At 63.0% G+C, this 19,566-nt stretch carries 21 protein-coding genes; 8 read left to right on the top strand and 13 right to left on the bottom strand.

Annotation, left to right across the window (positions count from 1 at the left end; translation table 11 throughout):
- Nucleotides 1-189 precede the first annotated feature (189 nt).
- From AC1Q6I_RS22690 to AC1Q6I_RS22665, 6 genes are all read left to right on the top strand, one after another.
- A complete protein-coding gene (locus AC1Q6I_RS22690) occupies nucleotides 190-1,446 on the top strand; it encodes a hypothetical protein (protein ID WP_102624900.1) in 1,257 nt (418 codons plus the stop codon).
- A gap of 3 nt (nucleotides 1,447-1,449) precedes the next feature.
- A complete protein-coding gene (locus AC1Q6I_RS22685; protein WP_102624899.1) occupies nucleotides 1,450-3,258 on the top strand; it encodes a hypothetical protein in 1,809 nt (602 codons plus the stop codon).
- Between the two features lie 12 nt (nucleotides 3,259-3,270).
- Nucleotides 3,271-4,323: a hypothetical protein gene (locus AC1Q6I_RS22680; RefSeq protein ID WP_069075660.1), complete on the top strand. Its 1,053-nt coding sequence runs from the start codon at nucleotides 3,271-3,273 to the stop codon at nucleotides 4,321-4,323.
- A gap of 79 nt (nucleotides 4,324-4,402) precedes the next feature.
- Complete coding sequence (locus tag AC1Q6I_RS22675; RefSeq protein WP_069075659.1) at nucleotides 4,403-5,350, top strand: ornithine cyclodeaminase family protein; 948 nt, start codon at nucleotides 4,403-4,405, stop codon at nucleotides 5,348-5,350.
- Between the two features lie 22 nt (nucleotides 5,351-5,372).
- Nucleotides 5,373-6,506 (top strand): NAD(P)/FAD-dependent oxidoreductase, encoded by a 1,134-nt coding sequence (locus tag AC1Q6I_RS22670; protein ID WP_024074713.1) that lies wholly within the window; start codon nucleotides 5,373-5,375, stop codon nucleotides 6,504-6,506.
- On the top strand, nucleotides 6,506-7,132 hold the full coding sequence (locus tag AC1Q6I_RS22665; RefSeq protein ID WP_024074712.1) for a helix-turn-helix transcriptional regulator: 627 nt from the start codon (nucleotides 6,506-6,508) through the stop codon (nucleotides 7,130-7,132). The genes AC1Q6I_RS22670 and AC1Q6I_RS22665 overlap by 1 nt, the downstream gene beginning before the upstream one ends.
- A gap of 131 nt (nucleotides 7,133-7,263) precedes the next feature.
- Here the strand turns inward: AC1Q6I_RS22665 and AC1Q6I_RS22660 are convergent, their stop codons facing one another.
- Entirely contained in the window at nucleotides 7,264-8,040 is a 777-nt protein-coding gene (locus AC1Q6I_RS22660; protein WP_069075658.1) for an ABC transporter substrate-binding protein, read from the bottom strand.
- A gap of 432 nt (nucleotides 8,041-8,472) precedes the next feature.
- Between AC1Q6I_RS22660 and AC1Q6I_RS22655 the strand changes: the two genes are divergently transcribed.
- Nucleotides 8,473-9,342, top strand: coding sequence for an isocitrate lyase/PEP mutase family protein (locus AC1Q6I_RS22655; RefSeq protein WP_024074710.1), 870 nt, complete (start codon nucleotides 8,473-8,475; stop codon nucleotides 9,340-9,342).
- Here AC1Q6I_RS22655 and AC1Q6I_RS22650 read toward each other — a convergent pair.
- Complete coding sequence (locus AC1Q6I_RS22650) at nucleotides 9,332-10,030, bottom strand: glycosyltransferase family 2 protein (protein WP_024074709.1); 699 nt, start codon at nucleotides 10,028-10,030, stop codon at nucleotides 9,332-9,334. The genes AC1Q6I_RS22655 and AC1Q6I_RS22650 overlap by 11 nt on opposite strands.
- 363 nt (nucleotides 10,031-10,393) lie before the next feature.
- On the opposite strand from AC1Q6I_RS22650, the gene AC1Q6I_RS22645 reads away from it, so the two are divergent.
- Nucleotides 10,394-10,633 (top strand): hypothetical protein, encoded by a 240-nt coding sequence (locus tag AC1Q6I_RS22645; protein WP_102624626.1) that lies wholly within the window; start codon nucleotides 10,394-10,396, stop codon nucleotides 10,631-10,633.
- Between the two features lie 151 nt (nucleotides 10,634-10,784).
- Here the strand turns inward: AC1Q6I_RS22645 and AC1Q6I_RS22640 are convergent, their stop codons facing one another.
- The 11 genes from AC1Q6I_RS22640 to AC1Q6I_RS22590 form a co-directional block, all read right to left on the bottom strand.
- Nucleotides 10,785-11,618 (bottom strand): ABC transporter substrate-binding protein, encoded by an 834-nt coding sequence (locus tag AC1Q6I_RS22640; RefSeq protein ID WP_102624625.1) that lies wholly within the window; start codon nucleotides 11,616-11,618, stop codon nucleotides 10,785-10,787.
- Between the two features lie 57 nt (nucleotides 11,619-11,675).
- Complete coding sequence (locus AC1Q6I_RS22635) at nucleotides 11,676-12,404, bottom strand: amino acid ABC transporter ATP-binding protein (protein ID WP_172831380.1); 729 nt, start codon at nucleotides 12,402-12,404, stop codon at nucleotides 11,676-11,678.
- 23 nt (nucleotides 12,405-12,427) lie between these two features.
- The gene (locus AC1Q6I_RS22630) at nucleotides 12,428-13,171 is read right to left on the bottom strand and encodes an amino acid ABC transporter permease (RefSeq protein ID WP_069075712.1); all 744 of its coding nucleotides are present in this window, start codon (nucleotides 13,169-13,171) and stop codon (nucleotides 12,428-12,430) included.
- Nucleotides 13,172-13,177: 6 nt separating this feature from the next.
- Nucleotides 13,178-13,879 carry an amino acid ABC transporter permease gene (locus tag AC1Q6I_RS22625; protein WP_069075711.1) on the bottom strand — a complete coding sequence of 234 codons (702 nt, stop codon included), beginning with the start codon at nucleotides 13,877-13,879 and terminating at the stop codon, nucleotides 13,178-13,180.
- Between the two features lie 110 nt (nucleotides 13,880-13,989).
- Entirely contained in the window at nucleotides 13,990-14,742 is a 753-nt protein-coding gene (locus AC1Q6I_RS22620; RefSeq protein WP_102624624.1) for an SDR family oxidoreductase, read from the bottom strand.
- A gap of 114 nt (nucleotides 14,743-14,856) precedes the next feature.
- Nucleotides 14,857-15,630: a LamB/YcsF family protein gene (locus tag AC1Q6I_RS22615; RefSeq protein ID WP_102624623.1), complete on the bottom strand. Its 774-nt coding sequence runs from the start codon at nucleotides 15,628-15,630 to the stop codon at nucleotides 14,857-14,859.
- 16 nt (nucleotides 15,631-15,646) lie between these two features.
- Entirely contained in the window at nucleotides 15,647-16,045 is a 399-nt protein-coding gene (locus tag AC1Q6I_RS22610; RefSeq protein WP_069075708.1) for a biotin/lipoyl-containing protein, read from the bottom strand.
- Nucleotides 16,046-16,056: 11 nt separating this feature from the next.
- Nucleotides 16,057-17,028 carry a 5-oxoprolinase subunit C family protein gene (locus AC1Q6I_RS22605; RefSeq protein ID WP_102624622.1) on the bottom strand — a complete coding sequence of 324 codons (972 nt, stop codon included), beginning with the start codon at nucleotides 17,026-17,028 and terminating at the stop codon, nucleotides 16,057-16,059.
- Entirely contained in the window at nucleotides 17,025-17,687 is a 663-nt protein-coding gene (gene pxpB / locus AC1Q6I_RS22600; protein ID WP_069075706.1) for a 5-oxoprolinase subunit PxpB, read from the bottom strand. The genes AC1Q6I_RS22605 and pxpB overlap by 4 nt, the downstream gene beginning before the upstream one ends.
- Nucleotides 17,684-19,036, bottom strand: a complete 1,353-nt coding sequence (accC, locus tag AC1Q6I_RS22595) for an acetyl-CoA carboxylase biotin carboxylase subunit (RefSeq protein WP_102624621.1) — start codon at nucleotides 19,034-19,036, stop codon at nucleotides 17,684-17,686. The genes pxpB and accC overlap by 4 nt, the downstream gene beginning before the upstream one ends.
- Before the next feature lie 30 nt (nucleotides 19,037-19,066).
- Nucleotides 19,067-19,492 (bottom strand): acetyl-CoA carboxylase biotin carboxyl carrier protein, encoded by a 426-nt coding sequence (locus AC1Q6I_RS22590; RefSeq protein ID WP_102624620.1) that lies wholly within the window; start codon nucleotides 19,490-19,492, stop codon nucleotides 19,067-19,069.
- Between the last annotated feature and the right edge of the window lie 74 nt (nucleotides 19,493-19,566).

The following is a 19,566-nucleotide window of genomic DNA, read 5'->3' as shown; positions in this document are numbered from 1 at the left end:
CGCACCTGTCACCCGGACTTCAAAGGAGTGTCATATGAACACCAGCCTCTTGAGTCGCCTGTTTCTGCTCCTGCTGCTGCTCAGCCCCGCGGCGTTTGGCGGGCAAGACAGCGGCGCAGAGTAACGGGCATAAGGCGCAGTGGAACCAGCTGATGCAGCGCAAACCCTGACCCCCAAGGAAGGATCGCCATGAAAAGCCTCATTTGTTGTGCCGTGATAGTCATCGGCCTGGCCAGCCCGCCGGCGCTGGCCAGGGAAACGCCTGCGGCGTCGACGCTGGCCGCCCCACTCAACTGCCAGCCGCCCAGCAGTGCACCGGTCGCCACCGCCAGCCAGGACCAGTTCGATCAATACAGCTGGCAGATGTTCATCGCGTTGAACTGGCCGGCCCAGGACGGCCAACGCGGCACGCCCAATTGCAGTCAACAGCCCGGCGATGCGGGCTATACCGTGTGGCAGACCTACAAGACCGTCGAGGAAATTTTCTTGCCGAATGCGGCCGACCCTGGCCCATGGAACACCCTGCTGGTGGCCAGAACCCTGGGCATCATCAACATTGCCGCGTTGAAAAACACGCGACAGGAGACCTTCATTGACCAGGCCGTCGGCGGCTGGCTGATCGACCAGGCGGGCAACCCGACCTACTACGACATCGCGGCCAACGAGACCTCCTACAACTACATCGTCGCCAACCGCTTCTACAACGCCGATGTGGTGTCCAAGGCCAACAACATCCAATTCCCCAACGGGGTCATCGAGATCAAATCCAGCTGGCGCATCCTGACCCCCACTGACAATGCCAGCCGCTACCTGACCCAACTGGCGCAGGTTGCCACGTTCAACGAGCAGGGCCAGCGCATCGGTACCCAGCAGGCGTACCTGGGGCTGGTGGGCCTGCACATCATCACCAAGCCGGCCGGCTACCCGCAGTGGGTCTGGTCGACCTTCGAGCAGATCGACAACGTGCCGTCCAATGCGACCACCAGCCCGCCCTACAGCTACTTCAACCCCAGCGCCGCCCACGTCAACCAGTCGCCCTGCACCTGGCAGCCCCAGGGCGCCCAACTGGTCTGCGTACCGCTGCCGGGCACCACGTTCCAGACGCCCGACCCGCTGAGCCGGTTCACCCCGATTGCCGCGCTGACCGACGACGTCAACAAACGCTACCGCGCCGAGCCGGGCCTGCAAAACAGCGTGCTCAAGTACTACCAACTGATCACCACCCAGCGCCCGCTGCGGCCGAACGACCCGAGCAACCCCTTAGGCACGCCAACGCCCGCGCTGTCGGCCAACGTGACCATGGAAAGCTACATCCAGCCCAACAGCAGTTGCATGACGTGCCACTCCATGGCCACACCGGCCAAGAGCCTGTTCACCTCCGATTTCTCCTACCTGTTCAAATTCGCCAATGCCCCGGGTACCCGCCCGTCCAAGGAAAAGGAATAAACCATGAGTATTCTGAATGGACCTCGCCTGAATTTCTGGGGCGGCATCAGCACGGATGTCAGCGTGTCGAACAACACCCCATGCCTGCCCCAAGGCACGGAACACAGCTGGCCGGTGTTTGACCTGGCCACCTCGACCCTGGCGCCGCAAGCCGAGGCTTTCAGCGACGACCAGTTGAACGACATGCTCAATACCCCCGGCGGAACACGCTACACCCTCGGCGGCTGGAACCACTACGGGCAGCACCTGGTGGAAACCCAGGACGCCTTGATCAGTTCCCAAGGCAGCCCGGGCAGCATCAGCACCACCGGCGACCTGGTGGGCCAGGCGGTCTACCTGCTCGGTTCGGTAGACCCGGTGACCGGCCAGGGTCCCCACTCCGGGCCGATGATGGTGGACCTGGACCCGACGGCGTCCACCACCACCCAGATCTTCGTCGGTGGCCTGCAGATCGGCGCCAGCGACAACGTCCAATTGCTGATCCACTGCGATACCGTGTGCAGCAGTTTCGACGTGCAGGGCCGCGTGCTGCTGCCGGGCACCATGGACGCACCGGGCTCGTTCCACGCCAGTGGCACGTTCCAGCTGACCTTCCCGCTGAGCAGTATCGTCAGCTGGAACACCAGCAGCCCTGGCCTGCAATCGATCATCCAGGCACCGGGCGCGACGGGCATCGTGCTGCGTTTCGTGATGTTCGAGATGTGCCCCTTGATGACCACCGAACAACTGAACGCCGATTACGCCTTGGGCCAATACACGCCCAACCCCAGTATTGGCCGGGTCATCGGCACCCTGGCCCCGGCATTCGCCGACGAGCCGCTGACCTGCCAGCCGGGGCGGCAGTTGGTCAACCAGTGCACGTCCAATGCAGCCTATGCCGAGTTGGCCAGCAATGGCCTGCTGAGCCTGGACATGGTGAACGTCATCCCCAAGGAAACCTTCCGGGCGGTCAGGGACGACATCACCAGCGCGATCGGGCCGAACGCCAATTACGGCACCGTCAGTATCAGCGCCGGCACCACCCTGCTGACCACCCTTGACCCCACCAGCAGCCCGTTGGTCGACTACTACGTGTATGGCGGTATCGTCGACGTGCCCCTGAGCCCCAGCCAACAACAGGCGACCCAGGTCTCGCCCTTGTCCATCACCGCACCGGGCACGGTGGCCGGGACCACGCTGAACGCGATCGAATCGACCTACCGGGTGTACGGTGATCAGCGCAATGTCTACCTGGAGGACTACCCCGATGGCCTGTCGATCACCTTGCAGGTCCGCTATCTGGGCGGCCCGGTGCCCGACACCACCGATATCGGCCTGACGGTCACGCCTCCGGCGCTCTACACCGACCCGCAAAACTACGACTTCCTCGATGTCCCCACCACGCTGACGGTGAAGGCCGGGCAACTGGCTGTCAGCGTACCGGTCAGCGTCAAGCCCGGCACCGCGGCCCAGGCGGGTTTCGCCGCCTTGACCTGCACCGCCAATGGCCTTGACAGCAGCGGCTACTTCACCAATTTCCGCAAGTACGCCCAGACCGACTTCGGCATTCCCAAGGGCACAACCATTACCTGGGAACTCATGTACCCAAATGTCCTGCGCTTTCACTACCTGGCCTTCCCGGCCATGTCGCGCTATGTGGCATTGAACCAACCGGATGCGGTGATGGGCGCCAAGAACGCGATCCTCGCCCGCACCGCCGACACCTACAAAGGCACCACGTTGTTCATGCCGGTGGTGCGCTCGATGTCGCCCTGCCAACGCGCCCTGTTGCGCGCCTATCTCACCGGCGAACCGTGGCAGCCACCCCAATAGGAGAGCGATCCCATGACCTGGCATATCCCCGCCCACCCCGACGAAACCCTGCGCCCCAGCACACTGATCGCCGAGGGGCTGCTCAACCCGCGCGGCGTCTGCCTGCGGGCCGATGGCAGCCTGTTACTGGCCGAGGCCGGTTCGGGCCTGGCGGACCAACCCTTCAGCGGGCGTATCAGCCTGCTGCAACCGGACCCGCAACGACCCGGCGCCTACCTGCCCGGTGAATGCCTTGCCCAAGGGTTTCGCGCGATGAACATGCAGGCACGCATGCTGCGCGATGAAATCATGGGCCTGTCAGACATCGCCTGCGGTGACGGGCACTGCATGGTCAGCCAGACCGACTATGTCAGTGGCTCCAAGTTGCTGGACCTGCAATACAGCCCGCCCGAACCGGTGTTCCACAGCCGTGGCAACCTGAATGCGCTGTGCTGGCACCCAACCCGACGCAGTTGGCTGGCGGTCAAGCCCGATACCAACCAACTGGTGGAGTTCAGCGACGGCCAGGACGAGCAGGTGCGGGTGCAACTGCCCGAACTGGAACAAGGCCAGGAGGCCGTACCGGTGACCCTGGTCTACGAACCGCAGACCGACGCGGTGCTGATCAGCCTGTTCTCCGGTGAATTGCGGGGCGACCCGGCGCGCCAGGGCATCGACTTTGCCGACAAGGCCGGCCAGGTGATTCGGGTACACCCGGCCAGCGGTCGGATCGAGGTGCTGATTGACGGGCTGCAACTGCCCACCGGGTTGGCGTGGTGCCCGGACGGCAACCTGCTGGTGCTGGAATTGTGCAGCCACCTGCAACAACCCTTGCCGCCGGACTGGAACGGTGCCGTCCTGCACGGCGGCTTTACCCGCTTCAGCGGGCGGCTGTTGAGCTGCAACCTGGACACCGGGCAAGTCGCCGTACTGGCACGCGGGCTGGATACGCCGTCCAACCTGTGCCGGGTCCAGGATGCGGTGGTGATCAGTGAAGGCATGGGGCTGACGGGGCGGCCGATACCGGCGCCGGATAACAGCGTAGTGGCACTGAGCGGCCGGCTGCGGCGAGTGCAACTGGCCTGACAGCTTTTTTTCACCGGGATATTGCTCCGCATAACTAAAAGTCCATAATGGACAAAATAGTTTAATGCGGAGCAAACCCATGTCCAGCACGCCTTATGTGATCAACCCGGCACAGGCCCGCGAGTTACTCGCTCAAGTCGATGTACCGCAGATCCTGCGCAAGTTGTTTCACGACCTCGCCGCCGGGCAGGCGGTGCAGCCCGCACAGCAACAGGTGGAGTTTCCCCAGGGCGCCGGCGACTTTATCAACTACCTGGGCGTGCTGGCCGAAGACGGGGTGTACGGGGTCAAGACCTCGCCCTACATCGTGCGCGAGCAAGGGCCGCTGGTGACCGCATGGACGCTGTTGATGTCGATGCACACCGGCCAACCGTTGCTGCTGTGTGATGCCGGTGAGTTGACCACCGCTCGCACCGCCGCCACCACGGCCCTGGCGGTGGAGGCACTGGCGCCATTGGCGGTACGGCGCCTGGCGATCATCGGCAGCGGCAAGGTCGCCCAGGCGCACCTGCGCTACGTGCAGAACCTGCGCGACTGGCAGCACATCAGCCTGTTTTCGCCAAGCCTGGCCAACGCCTCCCCCACGACCCTCGCGCAGCTCGGCAGCCTCGATCCGCGCCTGGTCATCGCCAGCAGTTGCGCAGCCGCGGTGGAGGATGCCGACGTGATCCTGCTCTGCACCTCATCGGCCGGCCCGGTGCTCGACCCGGCGCGCTTGAGCAAACCGGCACTGATCACCTCGATCAGCACCAACGCCCCTCGCGCCCATGAAGTACCGCCCCACGCCCTTAACGACATGCAGGTATTCTGCGACTACCGCCAGACCACACCCGGCGCGGCGGGCGACATGCTGATCGCCAGCGAACAGCACGGCTGGGACGCCAGCGCCGTCATGGGCGACCTGCCCGAGCTGCTGACGGAAATGGCGCAGCGCCCGAACAATGACCGCCACGTATTCTTCCGCTCTATCGGGTTGGGCCTGGAAGACATCGCCCTGGCCAATGCGCTCTATCAGTTGCAGCGCTGACCCCACCTATCAGGAGACGAGCATGAGTCACGCAGACTTCATCATCATCGGTGGCGGCATCGCCGGCGCTTCCACGGGTTTCTGGCTGGCGCCCCACGGCAAAGTGCTGGTGCTGGAACGTGAATCGCACCCCGCCTATCACTCCACCGGGCGTTCGGCGGCGCTCTACACCGCCGCCTACGGCACCCCGCAAGTGCGGGCGCTGACCCTGGCCAGCCGTGAGTTTTTCGACAATCCGCCCGCCGGGTTCTGCGAGCACCCGCTGCTGACGCCACGGGGCGAGATGACGGTGGACTTCATCGGCGACCCGACCGAGTTGAACCGCCAATACCTCAGCGCCAAGGCCACCGTGCCGCAGGTCGAACAGCTGAGTGCCGACCAAGCCTGCGCGCGGCTGCCGATCCTGCGTCGCGAGAAAGTCCACGGGGCGATCTATGACCCGACCGCCAGCGATATCGACACCGACGCCCTGCACCAGGGCTACCTGCGCGGTATCCGCCGCCACCAGGGCGAGGTGCGAACCGACCACCACGTGCTGGGCCTGAGCCGTGACGCCGACGGCCTGTGGCACGTACAAACCCAACAGGAAACCTTCACCGCGCCAATTATCATCAACGCCGCCGGGGCCTGGGCCGACCATATCGGCGGGTTGGCCGGTGCGGCTTCCATCGGCCTGCAACCCAAGCGCCGTTCAGCGTTTATCTTCGCCGGCCCCGAGGGCGTGGACAGCCACGCCTGGCCGATGCTGGTTGCGCTCGACGAAGCCTTCTACATGAAACCCGACGCCGGCATGTTCCTCGGCTCACCGGCCAACGCCGACCCGGTGGAACCCCAGGACATCCAGCCCGAAGAGCTGGACATCGCCATGGGGATCTACCAGATCGAAGAGGCCACCACCCTGACCATCCGACGCCCGACCCGCACCTGGGCCGGCCTGCGCAGTTTTGTGCACGACGGTGACTTGCTGTCCGGCTTCGATCCTCGGGTGCCCGGCCTGTTCTGGGTCGCGGCGCAAGGCGGTTATGGCATCCAGACCTCGCCCGCCATGGGCCAGGCCAGCGCGGCCCTGGTGCGCGGCGCGGCGTTGCCGGAGCCACTGGCGCGGTTCGGCCTGGACGCTGGTATGCTCTCCCCCGAGCGCCTGGAGCCCCATTGATGAACACCGCTGAACAAGACAAGGTCCTGCAGAACTTCCGTGCGATCGCCGATGCGATCGCCACGCTGTTCTTTCCCCATGCCGAGGCCGTGCTGCACGACTTGCGCACGCAAAAGGTCGACTACATCGCCAACAACCTGTCGAAACGCGCCATTGGCGACGACTCGGCGCTGGAAGACATGCTGTCCGACGATGTGCGCGAAGTGAATATCGGTCCCTACGAAAAGCTCAACTGGGACGGCCAGAAAATTCGCAGCCTGAGCACCGTGCTGCACGACCACAAAGGTCGCCCGCTGGCGGTGCTGTGCATCAACCTGAATATCTCGCTGTTTGAAAATGCCAAGGCCGCGCTCGACCTGTTCCTGTCACCGAGCAAGCTGATCCCGCAACCGGATTCGCTGTTTCGCGATGACTGGCAGGAACGCATCAACACCTTCCTGCATGCGTGGATGCGCGAACGCCAATTGAGCCTGAACCTGCTGACCCGAGATCATAAGCGCGAGCTGGTACTGGCGCTGCATGCCGAAGGCGCCTTCAAGGGCAAGAGCGCCTCGAACTATGTGGCCAATGTATTGGGGATGGGGCGGGCGACGGTCTACAAGCACTTGAAGGAACTCAAGGGCTGAACGCCCGGAAAATAGCGCTGGTGTGGTGATCGGGCTGGCCACAGGGAGATTGGTCAGGGGCTGAAAAGTTGTGTAGATGCCTATGGTTATCGGGAGCAAGCTTGCTCCCGCATTTTGCCCGCCTATGACGCTCAATCGCCGTAGATATCCGACTTGAAATAGTGCTGGGAAATCTTCTGGTACTCGCCACTGGCACGAATGCCATCGATGGCCGCATTCAACTCGCTGACCAACGCAGTATTGCCCTTGCGCACTGCGATCCCGGCACCCTCGCCCACGTATTTCGGGTCCTTGAGCTCCGGGCCGACAAAGGCGTAGCCCTGGCCGCGCGGCATGGACAGAAAGTCGCTCAGGGGGATGGTGTCGGCAAAGATCGCGTCCAGGCGCCCTGCCGCCAGGTCCATGTAGATTTCTTCATTATTGCCGTAGCGCTTGACGTTGATGCCCTGCGGTTCAAACACCTCGGTGGCATAACGATCGGTGGTGGTGGCGCGTTGCACGCCGACCGTCTTGCCCTTGAGGCTGGCGTACTGGTCATCCACCACCGCGCCCTGCTTCATCACCAGGCGCGATGAGGTGAAGTAATACTTGTGGCTGAAATCCACCGACTTCTTACGGTCCTCGTTGATGGTCATGGACGACAAGGCCATGTCGATCTTCTTCACTTTCAGCGACGGAATCAGCCCGTCGAACTCGCCTTCAACCCACACGCACTTGGCTTTCATCTGCGCGCACAGCGCATTGCCGATGTCGTAGTCGAACCCGACGATCTTGCCGTCCTCGGTCTTCGAGGCAAACGGCGGGTAAGCCGCCTCGATGCCAATGCGCAGGGTTTTCTCGGCGCCCAGCACATGGCTGGAAGCGAGCAGGCTCAGGGCCAGGGCGGTGATAAGGGAGCGCTTCTTCATGATCGTGTTCTCGCAAGTTGTTGTTGGTTTGGCAAGAGTGAAGAAAAGGTGACGCCGGCGAGCATTTTTTGTACTTATAATTCCATAATGGACTTTTGTGTATTTCGCGTCAATCCACACGCGAACACTTCATCGCCATCCATTTCCAGGCATCACACGACCGCCCTCGCGCCCATGACAAGGTCGCGAAGCATCGCAGGGGCAGGCAAAAAATCATCAGTGAAAAAAGCGCGGTGCGCTCTTTCGGGGCGCAGTGCAGGGGCCTGACAGGCATCAGGAAAACAGGCGTGCTTTATAACGGTGCATCAGTATGTGCGTGGCGCATACCCTATTCTCAAACGTCATGACTCTGTATTTTGGCGCGTGGTAGTCTCGCTGGTTTATGAATAGGCATTGATCGTACTTCGACGATGACCAGCACCAGGATAGATCATGCCAAAAATGTCCCACTCCGCTCTTCGTCGTAATTTCCGTGAACTGCTTGGCGCACAAAAATGCGTGGAGACAGCATCTGTTTTCGATCCGATGTCCGCGCGAATCGCGGCGGACCTGGGTTTCGAAGTCGGTATCCTCGGCGGCTCCGTCGCCTCGTTGCAGGTACTCGCAGCGCCCGACTTTGCGTTGATCACCCTGAGCGAATTCGTCGAACAGGCCACCCGCATCGGCCGTGTCGCCCAGTTACCGTTCATCGCAGACGCCGACCACGGCTACGGCAACGCCTTGAACGTGATGCGCACCGTCGAAGAATTGGAACGTGCCGGCGTCGCGGCGTTGACCATTGAAGACACCCTGCTGCCGGCGCAATTCGGGCGCAAATCGACCGACCTGATTTCCGTCGAGGAAGGTATCGGCAAGGTCAAGGCCGCCCTCGAAGCCCGGGTCGACCCCGAGCTGTCGATCATCGCGCGAACCAACGCCGGCGTGCTACCCACCGAAGCCGTGATTGAACGTACCAAGGCCTACGAAAAAGCCGGTGCCGACGGCATCTGCATGGTGGGTATCAGCGACTTCGAGCACCTGGAGAAAATCGCGGAAAACCTCACGGTACCGTTGATGCTGGTGACCTATGGCAACCCCAAGCTCAATGATGCCGAGCGCCTGGCCCGCTTGGGTGTGCGCGTGATCGTGGCCGGCCATGGCGCCTACTTTGCGTCGATCAAGGCGACCTACGACAGCCTGCGGGCCCAGCGTCAGCTGACCCACAGCACCTCGAACCTGAGCGCCACGGAGCTGACGCATACCTACACCCTGCCGGAAAGCTATGTGGCATGGGCCAAGGAATTCATGGACGTCAAAGAGTAACCAGCGGCGGGCCGCCGGCAGGCAACTCCGGGCCGTGGGGCGCAAGCATGGACATCAGGTATTCGCCAAAGCCGCCACGGCACTTGTAGTCGCGGCGCGCGCTGGTGATCACCGGGTTGGTGGCGGTCCAGGCGATTCGCGCGCCGGTCCGCTCAAGGTCGGCCACAAGCCGCACGTCTTCATGAGTGACCAGGTGTTGAAAGCCACCGGCGTTGCGGTAGGCATCGGCACTCAGGCCCAGGTTTGCACCGTGGATGTGGCGATGGTTTTCGATGAATTGGTACAGCTCCAGGTAGCGCGAGCGCACGCTCTCATCATGCTCGCTCCAACTGTCCACTTCGACGGTGCCACACACCGCGTCAGCGCCACATTCGATCTGGCGCACCAGCCAATCACAGGGCACCCGTGTGTCCGCATCCGTGAAGGCAAGCCATTGCACACCCGCCTCCAGCAAGTGCTCAGCGCCCACGGCCCTGGCCTTGCCGACGTTCTGAAAGCACACCTCGAGCATGCTCGCCCCGCGCGCCGCCACCTGCTCGACCGTGCCGTCCGAGCAGGCGTCCAGCACCACCAGTATCTCAACCCGCTGGCCCCGCAACGCCGGATGCTCACTGGCAAGTCGCACAGAAGCAAGGCACTCGCTGATATGCCGTTCTTCGTTATGGGCAGGTATCACAACCCCTATCATTGACGTTCCCTCACCTGGCGAAGTATCTCCAGCTATCGACCTGTCGCTCAGTGAGAAGGTTTAAATAATCTTGCGCGCAGGGCGTGCCCTAATGCCGTTCAGTTAAGCGTACATCGCCTTCTGTAGGAGCGAGCTTGCTCGCGAAAAACGTCAACGATAACGCGTGTTTCCTGAGTGAACGCGGCGCCTGTGAGTTCTTCGCGAGCAAGCTCGCTCCTACAAAAAAGCCTTAACTGAACGGCATTAGGGCGTGCCCGCTCGTTCATCGAATGGTCAGGGATTTTTTTTGAATCTTCTTGAGCACTCAAACTCATTGAGTTCAGGGGCCTCAGGAGGCATCCAATAAACGCAAGGAGTCACACAATGAATGGACATGCGCTTAGCGACACGGCAACACAGACCAGGGATGACACCATCGCCGAGAACACCGCAATGTTCTTCGAAGCCGATCGCCTGGAGGCCAAGGCTTACGCACTTATCGAGTCCTACAGCGGCGACTCGACGACCTGGGCGTACTTTGTCCAAGCCAAGCAAATCGCTGATGCCCAGCGTACCGCCGCCTATCGAGAGTGGATGCGAATCAGGCGCGCGATGCGCACTTGATCGACGCGCCGGCCCAGGGATTGATCAAACACTACCGGCGCCCCGTGGGAGCCGGCGGACGTCAGCGAAGCGGCGGTAATGCACGGGCAGGCGATGAAACCTCCAGCAGCAGCGGGCCCACTGCTGCGGCGTTCGATCGCCGGAGTTGCGCCTACGGCAGCGGGTCGAATTTCAGTGCGCTCAGGCTTTGCACCTTGTCTTCACGCACCATCTTGTACTCCGTGTTCGGCCCGATCCAGCGATCCCAGATCGCGTCGATCTCTCCAGCTTTCTCCATTGCCATCAGCGATGCGTTGACCTTGGCCAGGAAGGCCGGTTCGTCGCGGCGCATGCCGGCGCCAATCGGCTCGAGGGCCATCGGCTCCTTGGCCAACGCCAACTCGACACCACTGGCCTTGGCCTGGTTGACCAGTTTGAGCGCGGTCATGGTGTTGGTCACCAGCCCCACTACCTTGTTCTGTTGCAGGGCCATGTAGGCCGAACCGGTGTCCTGGAACGTGACCGGCGTGGCGCCGGCGATGCGGATCGACTGCTCGGACGTGGACCCCTTGGTGGAGCTGATGCGCTTGTCCTTGAAGAAGCTTTTCGGCTGGTCGGCGTTGGCCGCGCGCACCACCAGGGTTTCCTTGGCGATGTAGTACGGGTCGCTGAACTGGATCTGTTCGGCGCGGGTCTTGGTGTAGGCCAGGTTGGCGAAAATCACGTCGACACGCCCCATCTTCACTTCCGGGATCCGCGCTTCCACGGACAGCGGCTTGAGCTCCAGCGCCACGCCCATGGTCTTGGCCAATGCCTTGCACAGATCGACGTCCATGCCCACCAGTTCGCGGGTTGTCGGGTCGGGTGCGGAGAACGGTGGCACGTCGGCGTACACACCGCAGCTCAACGACTTCTTGGCCATGATGTCGCTCAATTGGTCGGCCTGCGCCACCGCGACGGCCAAAGGGGCCAAGGCCAGTGCAATAAACAGATGCTTCATACCCATGGAAAAACTCCTGAACGTGGTCAATCGAAATGGCAGAGGACGCAAAGCCGCCGCGGCTCAGTGGGCCCGCAGGTCGGCGATAAAACGTTGGGCTCGCGGGTGCGAGGGCTGCACGAAAAACGCTTCGGGCTTGCTCTTTTCCAGAATCTGACCGGCGTCCATGAACCAGATGGTGTCGGCGACTTCACGGGCGAAGTTCATCTCGTGGGTCACGCACATCATGGTCATGCCGTCCTTGGCCAGGCCCTTCATCACGTTCAACACTTCACCGACCATTTCCGGGTCGAGGGCGCTGGTGGGCTCGTCGAACAGCATCACCGGTGGTTCCATGGCCAGCGCGCGAGCAATCGCCACGCGTTGCTGCTGGCCGCCGGAGAGCTGTGCCGGATACGCCCCAGCCTTGTGGGCCAGGCCAACACGGTCGAGCAACTCCATGGCTTTTTGCTTGGCCGCCGCGCCCTTGAGGTTGCGCAGCTTGTTCGGTGCGAGGGTGATGTTTTCCAGCACCGAGAGGTGGGGGAACAAGTTGAAGCTCTGGAACACAAAGCCGACCCGGCTGCGCAGGCGGTTGATCTGCGCGTCGGTGCCATGCACGTCCTGGCCATCGAACAGGATCTGGCCGTTCTGGATGTCTTCCAGGCGATTGACCGTGCGAATCAAGGTCGACTTGCCCGAACCCGAGGGACCACACAGCACCACCACTTCCCCAGGCTGAACCTCGGCGGTGATGTCGGTGAGCGCCTGGTACTCGCCGTACCATTTATTGATTTTCGAAAACATGATCATTGGATGCATGGACGCAGCCCTCTTCAATTATCAGTGGCCAGCAACGGCCCGCTCGACACGGTTTGCCCGCCATTGCCCAGGCGCTTGCGCGCGATGCGGCGCTCGACCCAACCGGCCAGGTGGGTCAGGCCGAAACAGAGCAGGTAGTAGATGATCGCCAGGATGAAAAACACCTGGAACGGCTTGGTCAGCAGTTGGTTGTTGACCTGGTTGGCGGCGAAGGTCACTTCCTGGACGTTGATCACATAGCCCAGGGAGGTTTCCTTGATGATCGAGATAAACTGGCTGATCAGGCTGGGCAGCGCGTTGTACAGCGCCTGCGGCAGGATCACCCACACCGTGGTGCGCACATAGCCCAGGCCCAGGGCGCGGGAGGCTTCGTACTGCCCGGCCGGCAGCGCCTGGATGCCGCCACGAATGATTTCGCACAGGTAGGCGCTCTGGTAGATCACCAGGGTGCACAGCATGGTCATGAACCCGGTGATGTTATGCCCGATCAACAAGGGCACCAGGAAGTAAGTCCAGAAGATCACCATCAGCAGTGGAATGCCGCGCAACACGTAGACCCACACCGTGGCGACCAGGCGCAGGCCTTTCCATGGCGAGACCCGCGCCAGCGCCAGCAACAGGCCGAACGGGAACGCCAGCAACAGCGCCAGTGCCGCCAGGATCAGGGTGCTCGCCAGCCCGCCCAAGGGGCCGTGGGGGTACTGGCCGATGAGGAACAGCGTCCAGTTTTGCTGCACGATCGAGAAGATATCGAACATCGCCGTCTACCTCGCCAGGGCTTTGCTGAAGTGCCGGGCAAGCAATGCTCCGGCGCCCATCAGCAGCAGGGAAAACACCAGGTAAAACAGCGTGGCCACCAGGTACGACTCGAAGGTACGGAACGTGTAGTTCTCCACTTCGCGGGTGGCGTAGGTCAGTTCCATCACGCCGATGGCCATGGCCAGGCTGGTGTTCTTGAACAGCAGCACCGTGTGGTTGATCAACGACGGCAGGCAGTTGCGCACGCCTTGGGGCAGGATGACGTAGCGCATCGAGCGCACGTAGCCCAGGCCCAGGGCCCTGGAAGCTTCTGTCTGCCCGGCGGGAATCGCACGCAGGCCACTGCGGATGTCTTCACAGAAATACGCGGCCTGGCACAGCCCCAGGGCGATCACCGAGAACAGGTATTCGGTGTTGTGGTTGGCCAGCCACAGTTGCGTGGACTCATTGAGCAAGGTCGGCACGCCGAAGTACCACAACATCAGTTGCACCAGGGTCGGCACATTGCGGTGATACGACACGTAACCCGCCACCAGGCGGTCGGCCAGCGCGTGGCCAGTCAGGCGCACGGTCACCAGCAACAGCGCCAGGACCATCGCCAGCAGCCAGGCGAACACCGCCAGCTGCAAGGTCATTTCGATGCCCTTGACGATCAGCTCGGCGTACTCGCCTTGCAGAATCGCGGCCAAATCGAAGTCATGCTTCATGGTCAATCCCTATCGGCATTGGGCTAGGGCAGAACTGAAAAACACCCGGCGTGGCCGTGGTGGAGTGACGCGACGACGGATAGGTCCGTTCTGTTTTTAACGGGCGGGTTTCAGCCCAGGTAGTCTTGGGGCCGTGCGGTGGAGAGCCCGCCCGGCACTTGCAAGGTCGGGGTGATTTCCATGTGGCCGATGTTCACCGCGATCGGCGCAGCGATCGCAAAGGCAATGGCGTCGGCAATATCCTTGGCCAGCGGCAATTCGAAGCCCTCGACAAAGCGTTTGTAGGTCTCTTCGGAATCGCCGTGCACATGGGCAAAGATGTCGGTGGCAACGCGGCCGGGGCAGATCTCGGTGACCCGCACGCGCTTGCCGAACGCATCGATGCGCAACTGGCGCGAGAGCATGCTCACCGCCGCTTTGGTCGCGTGGTATGTCGAGTTGCCGCCAAAGTTGTAGGCTGCGGCAATCGAGCTGATGTTGATGATGTGCCCGCAATCGCGCTCGACCATCCCCGGCAACGCCAGGCGCGCCAGGTGCAGCACCGCGCGCAGGTTGACGTCGATCAGCAGGTCGATGCCGTCGGCGTCGGCCTTGAGGATTGAGCCTGGTTTATCGACACCGGCATTGTTGACCAGGATGTCGAAGCGTTGGGTGGCGAACAAACGGGTCAGCCCGGCCAGGTCAGTGACGTCGATGGCGTGGGCGATGCAGCCGGTCCTGGCGGCGAGAGCTTCGAGCTTGTCGGCACTGCGGGCCAGGGCATGTACCTGCACGCCTTCCTGGCACAGGCGTTCGACCACAGCGGCGCCAATCCCGGAAGAAGCGCCGGTGACCAACGCGGTTTGGTAGTCTGAAAATGGCATGTCGGTGTCCTCATGTACGTGTGCTGATCACTCCCGTGATCGCGATGTCTTTGACTCTATCCAGCCTGGGCGTCGGCGACCAAGACGGAATGGCTGTGTGGCAATAAGCCCTGCTTATGACGTCGCCAGCAGCTGCGAAATCGGCGTGATGCAACCACCCGCCTGTTCGATTTCGCGCCGTATGGTGCGCGCCAGTTCCACTGCGCCGGGGGTATCGCCGTGCAGCAGGATCGAATGGGCCGGCACCGCGATCCGCTTGCCATTGAGGCTGGTCACGGTGCCCTCCTCCAGCAATTGGCGAACCCGTTGCAAGACCGCCGCCGGCTCCTTGATCACGGACCCGGCCACAGCGCGCGGCACCAGCAGGCAGTCATCGTCATAGGCCCGGTCGGCCAGGAAGGTCGTGGCCACGCGCAGCCCGCAGTGTTCGGCGGCGTCTTCGATGGCGCGGCTGCTGGATGAACTGATGATCAGCGTCGGGTCGAACGCCGCCACGGCCCGTACCAACGGCCCGGCCAGCGCCGCATCGGCCGCAACCCGGTTGCCGAGCGCGCCGTGAAAGCTCATGTGCGTCATGCGGTGGCCATTGACCGCCGCCATACCGGCCAGCGCACCAAGTTGGTAGATCACGTAGGTGGTCAGTTCCTTGAGCTCGATGTTCATCTGCCGCCGACCGAAGCCCATCAGGTCGGGGAAACCCACATGCGCACCGAGGTCGATGCCGCCAGCCTTGGCCTGGCGCACCGTGGTGTCCATGATCAGCGGGTCACCGGCATGGAAACCGCAGGCCACGTTGGCCGAGGAAATCAGGCTGAGCAATGCCTCATCCTCGCCCATGCGCCAAGGCCCGAAGCCCTCTCCCAGGTCCGCATTCAAATCGATCTTCATCACCAGCCCTCTTCCTTTATGCCGTGGCCAGGCGCATGAACGCCTCGCCATAACCGACGGTGCTGCCACACGGGGTCAACACTGCCGCCAGCCGACCGGCCAGTTGGCTACGCACCGGCAACAGCAACTCGCCCACTTGCAGGAAGGCCACCAGTTGACCTTGTTCCACGGGGCTGCCGACGGCGACCAGCACGTCTTGTTGATCGGGATGGGTCAGCAGCAGGCGGCCCAGTCCCGGCGTCTTGAGCAACCGCTCATCCACTGCCTTCACCGGCTCCGGGGCGGCAACAACCGCGACCGCGGCATCGTCGCCGCGCTTGAGCACCAGGTGCATGCCCGGCCGGCGCAGTTCCGCCCCCGCCAGATGGGTCTCCTTGAGCCACGCCGCCAACTGGCGGATGTCTTGATTGGTCATGGTCGATGTCCTTAACGCGAAGCCAGCCCGTGCAGGTCGACCAGACGGCGGACCTCCACGAGATAGCGCTGATTGTCTGCCAGGGCCGCAATGGCCTCGGCGTAGCTGCACTCGATAAACCGCACGTTGCTGCCGATGGGCGCCTGGCCGAGTCGCCACAGGTCGGCCTCGATCACCGTGCCGAATTTGGGGTAGCCGCCGCTGGGTTGCGCATCACGCATCTGGATAATCGGCTGGCCGCCATGGGGCACCTGGATCACGCCGGGGACGATGCCGTGGGAGCGGATTTCCATCGGCACCTTGGGCAGGATCGGTGCGCCCTCGAGGCGGTAGCCGTAGCGGTTGCTCTGGGGGGTGACCTTCCACTCGCCGGCCCAAAACGCCGCGCGAGACTCATCCGTAAAGCCCGCATACTCCGCCGCCGGCAGCACGCGCATGGCCGGCAAGCCGTCGCACTGCAAGGGCAGCGCCTGGCTCGGTGAAACAACACCGAAATCCGTTGGCTGCGTGCTCACCCCAGGGCGCAACACAGCCAGGCGGTCGCCCTGTTGCAAGGCCCGGCCGTGCAAACCACCAAATTCGCCGCGCAATTGGGTGCTGCGCGAGCCGAGCACCGAGGGCACGTCGACGCCTCCGGGCAGGCACAGGTAGGCGCGACTGCCGGAACTCGGGTAACCCAGGCTCAACACTTGGCCTTCCCGCGCCTGCGCCACCCAGTTCGGCGGCAAGGGCTGGCCGTCGAGACTGGCTTCGCAGGCGGCGCCGGTCACGGCGAAGGCACAGTCCTGGATAAACCGCACGTCGAACGCGAACATCGGAATCTCGATGGCCGCGGCGTCCTCGGGATTACCCAGCAACAGGTTGCCCAGCGCCAGCGCCAAAGGGTCCATGGCACCGGAAGTGCCCACGCCGTAACCCAGGCTGCCGAAGCGCCCGAAGTCCTGCACGGTGGCCAGGGCGGTAGTCGATACAATCTCGATCATCGAATGATCCTCTCGATACGCAAGCGCAACATGTCACCCGGCCGCAGCATCGCCGGCGGGTTTTGGGTCGGGTCGAAAAAGACCATCTCGGTGCGGCCGATGGTGTTCCAACCGCTGGGGCCGGCCGAGGCGGATACCCCGGTCTGCACCCCACCAATCGACACGGAGCCAGCAGCGATGCTGATCACCGGCACCTGGCGCCGTGGTGTAGCGAGGCGCGCATCCATGCCGCCCAGGTAGCAATAACCCGGGTGGCTGCCCAAGGCGTACACCGGGTACAGCGGTTCGCAATGCAGGTTGGCGATGGTTTCGATGTCCAGCCCGGTGTGCGCCACCACGTCCGCCATGTGCGGGCCGAACTCGCCGCCGTACACCACCGGCAACTCGACGATGCGCCCTTCGAGGGGCAATGGCGGACAGTTGTCCCAGGCGTGCAGCAAACGTTCGCACACTCGCTCAAGGTTGCGCGGCGGCTGGAGGAACGTAAGCATCAGGTTGTTCATGCCGGGCACCGCCTCCTGGATCTCGGGCCATGTACCGGCCTGCAAGGCCAGGCTCCAGATGCGTTGCTGCGGTGCCAGGTCGAGCTCGCCCGGCGCTTCGAACAACAGCGCCGTGGAGCCGAGCAGGCTGATACGGGGTTCAGAAGCAGTACTCATGTCGGGCTCCGTTGCTGCAACCAGCGCTCCAGGTGATGAATGTCCACGCCCCCGGCACAAAAGGCCGGGTCGTCAAGAATCTCGCGGTGCAACGGGATATTGGTGCTGATGCCTTCCACGCACAGTTCGCTCAAGGCCAGGCGCATGCGCGCCATGGCTTCATCGCGCGTCGCGCCATGGGTGATGACCTTGGCCACCATCGAGTCGTAATACGGCGGTACCCGGTAGCCCGTGGTGACATGGGAGTCGACCCGTACGCCAAAACCACCTGGAACGTCCCAACGATGGATCAACCCCGGTGTCGGCATAAAGGTGATCGGGTCTTCGGCGTTGATCCGGCACTCCAGTGAATGGCCGTTGAGCTGCACGTCTTGCTGGCGCAGCTCCAGCACTTCGCCGCGCGCCATGCGCACTTGCTGCTGGACAATATCGATGCCGGTCGTCATCTCCGTGACCGGGTGTTCGACTTGCAGCCGGGTGTTCATCTCGATGAAGAAGAACTCACCGTCCTCATACAGAAACTCGAAGGTGCCGACGCCGCGATAGCCCATCTGCCGGCAAGCAGCGGCGCAACGTTCGCCGACCTGGGCGATCAGCGCCGGATCGATCCCCGGCGCCGGCGCTTCTTCCAACACCTTCTGGTGGCGGCGTTGCAGGGAGCAATCGCGGCAACCGAGCCAGATCGCATGGCCGTGGGCATCGCACAGCACCTGGATTTCCACATGGCGTGGATGGCCGAGGAATTTCTCGATGTAGAGTTCCGGATTGCCAAAGGCCAAGCGCGCTTCTTCACGGGTCAGGGCGATGGCGTCGAGCAACGCGCCGGCTTCGTTCACCACGCGCATGCCACGGCCACCGCCACCGCCGGCGGCCTTGACGATCACCGGGTAGCCGATGTCGTGGGCAATTGCCTGGATGCTGGCGTCGTCGCTCGGCATCACGCTATCCGGCCCCGGTACGCACGGTACCCCGGCCTCACGCATGGCCCGCTTGGCCGCGACTTTGTCGCCCATGGTGCGGATGCACGCGGCGCTCGGCCCGATAAAGGTCAGGCCAGCCGCTTCGATGCGCTCGGCAAACCCCGCGTTCTCCGACAAAAAGCCATAACCCGGATGGATCGCCTGGGCACCGCTGACCTTGGCCGCAAACAAGAGCGCCGACTGGTTCAGGTAACTGTGAGTGGGCGAGGCCGGCCCGATGCACAACGCCTGGTCGGCCTGTTGCACATACTGCGCATGCCGGTCCGCCTCGGAGTGCACGACCACGGTCTTGAGCCCCAGGCCGTGGCAGGCACGCTGAATGCGCAGGGCGATTTCGCCACGGTTGGCGATCAGCACTTTGTCGAACATTGAATTCACCTTAAAAAAAGCGGCTGGGGATCAACCGAGACGAAACAGCGCCTGGCCGGCTTCGACTTCGGTGCCACTCTGGGCAAGGATCGCGGTGACGTGGCCTGCGGCCTTGGCCTTGACTGGGTGGAACATTTTCATCGCTTCGAGGACCGCCAGGGTTTGCCCGGCTTCGACCGCATCGCCCACCGCCACGAACGGTGCTTCACCGGCTGCGGGCGTCAAGTGCAGCACGCCATACAGGCTGGCCTTGACTTCCACCCCGGTGACGGCCTGGGCGGGTGCCACGACCACCCTCGGCGCAGGCTCGGCAGACTCGCCAGGTAACTCGCGCACCACGGCTTGCCCGGCCTGCTTGAAAAGGCGAATCGTGCTATCGCCTTCGGTAAAACTCAGTTCGAGCAGATCGGATTCGGCGAGCAAATCGATCAGCCCCTTGATGCGTTCGGAATCCATGCTTGGCCCCCTGCCTGCCCTGCGTGTCTGAGTGGATGAAGCCAATGTAGCGAGCCGGTTCGCCAACGACCAAG

The organism is Pseudomonas sp. MPR-R2A5 (genome assembly GCF_058793055.1).
This window is presented reverse-complemented; position numbering and strand designations above follow the sequence as displayed.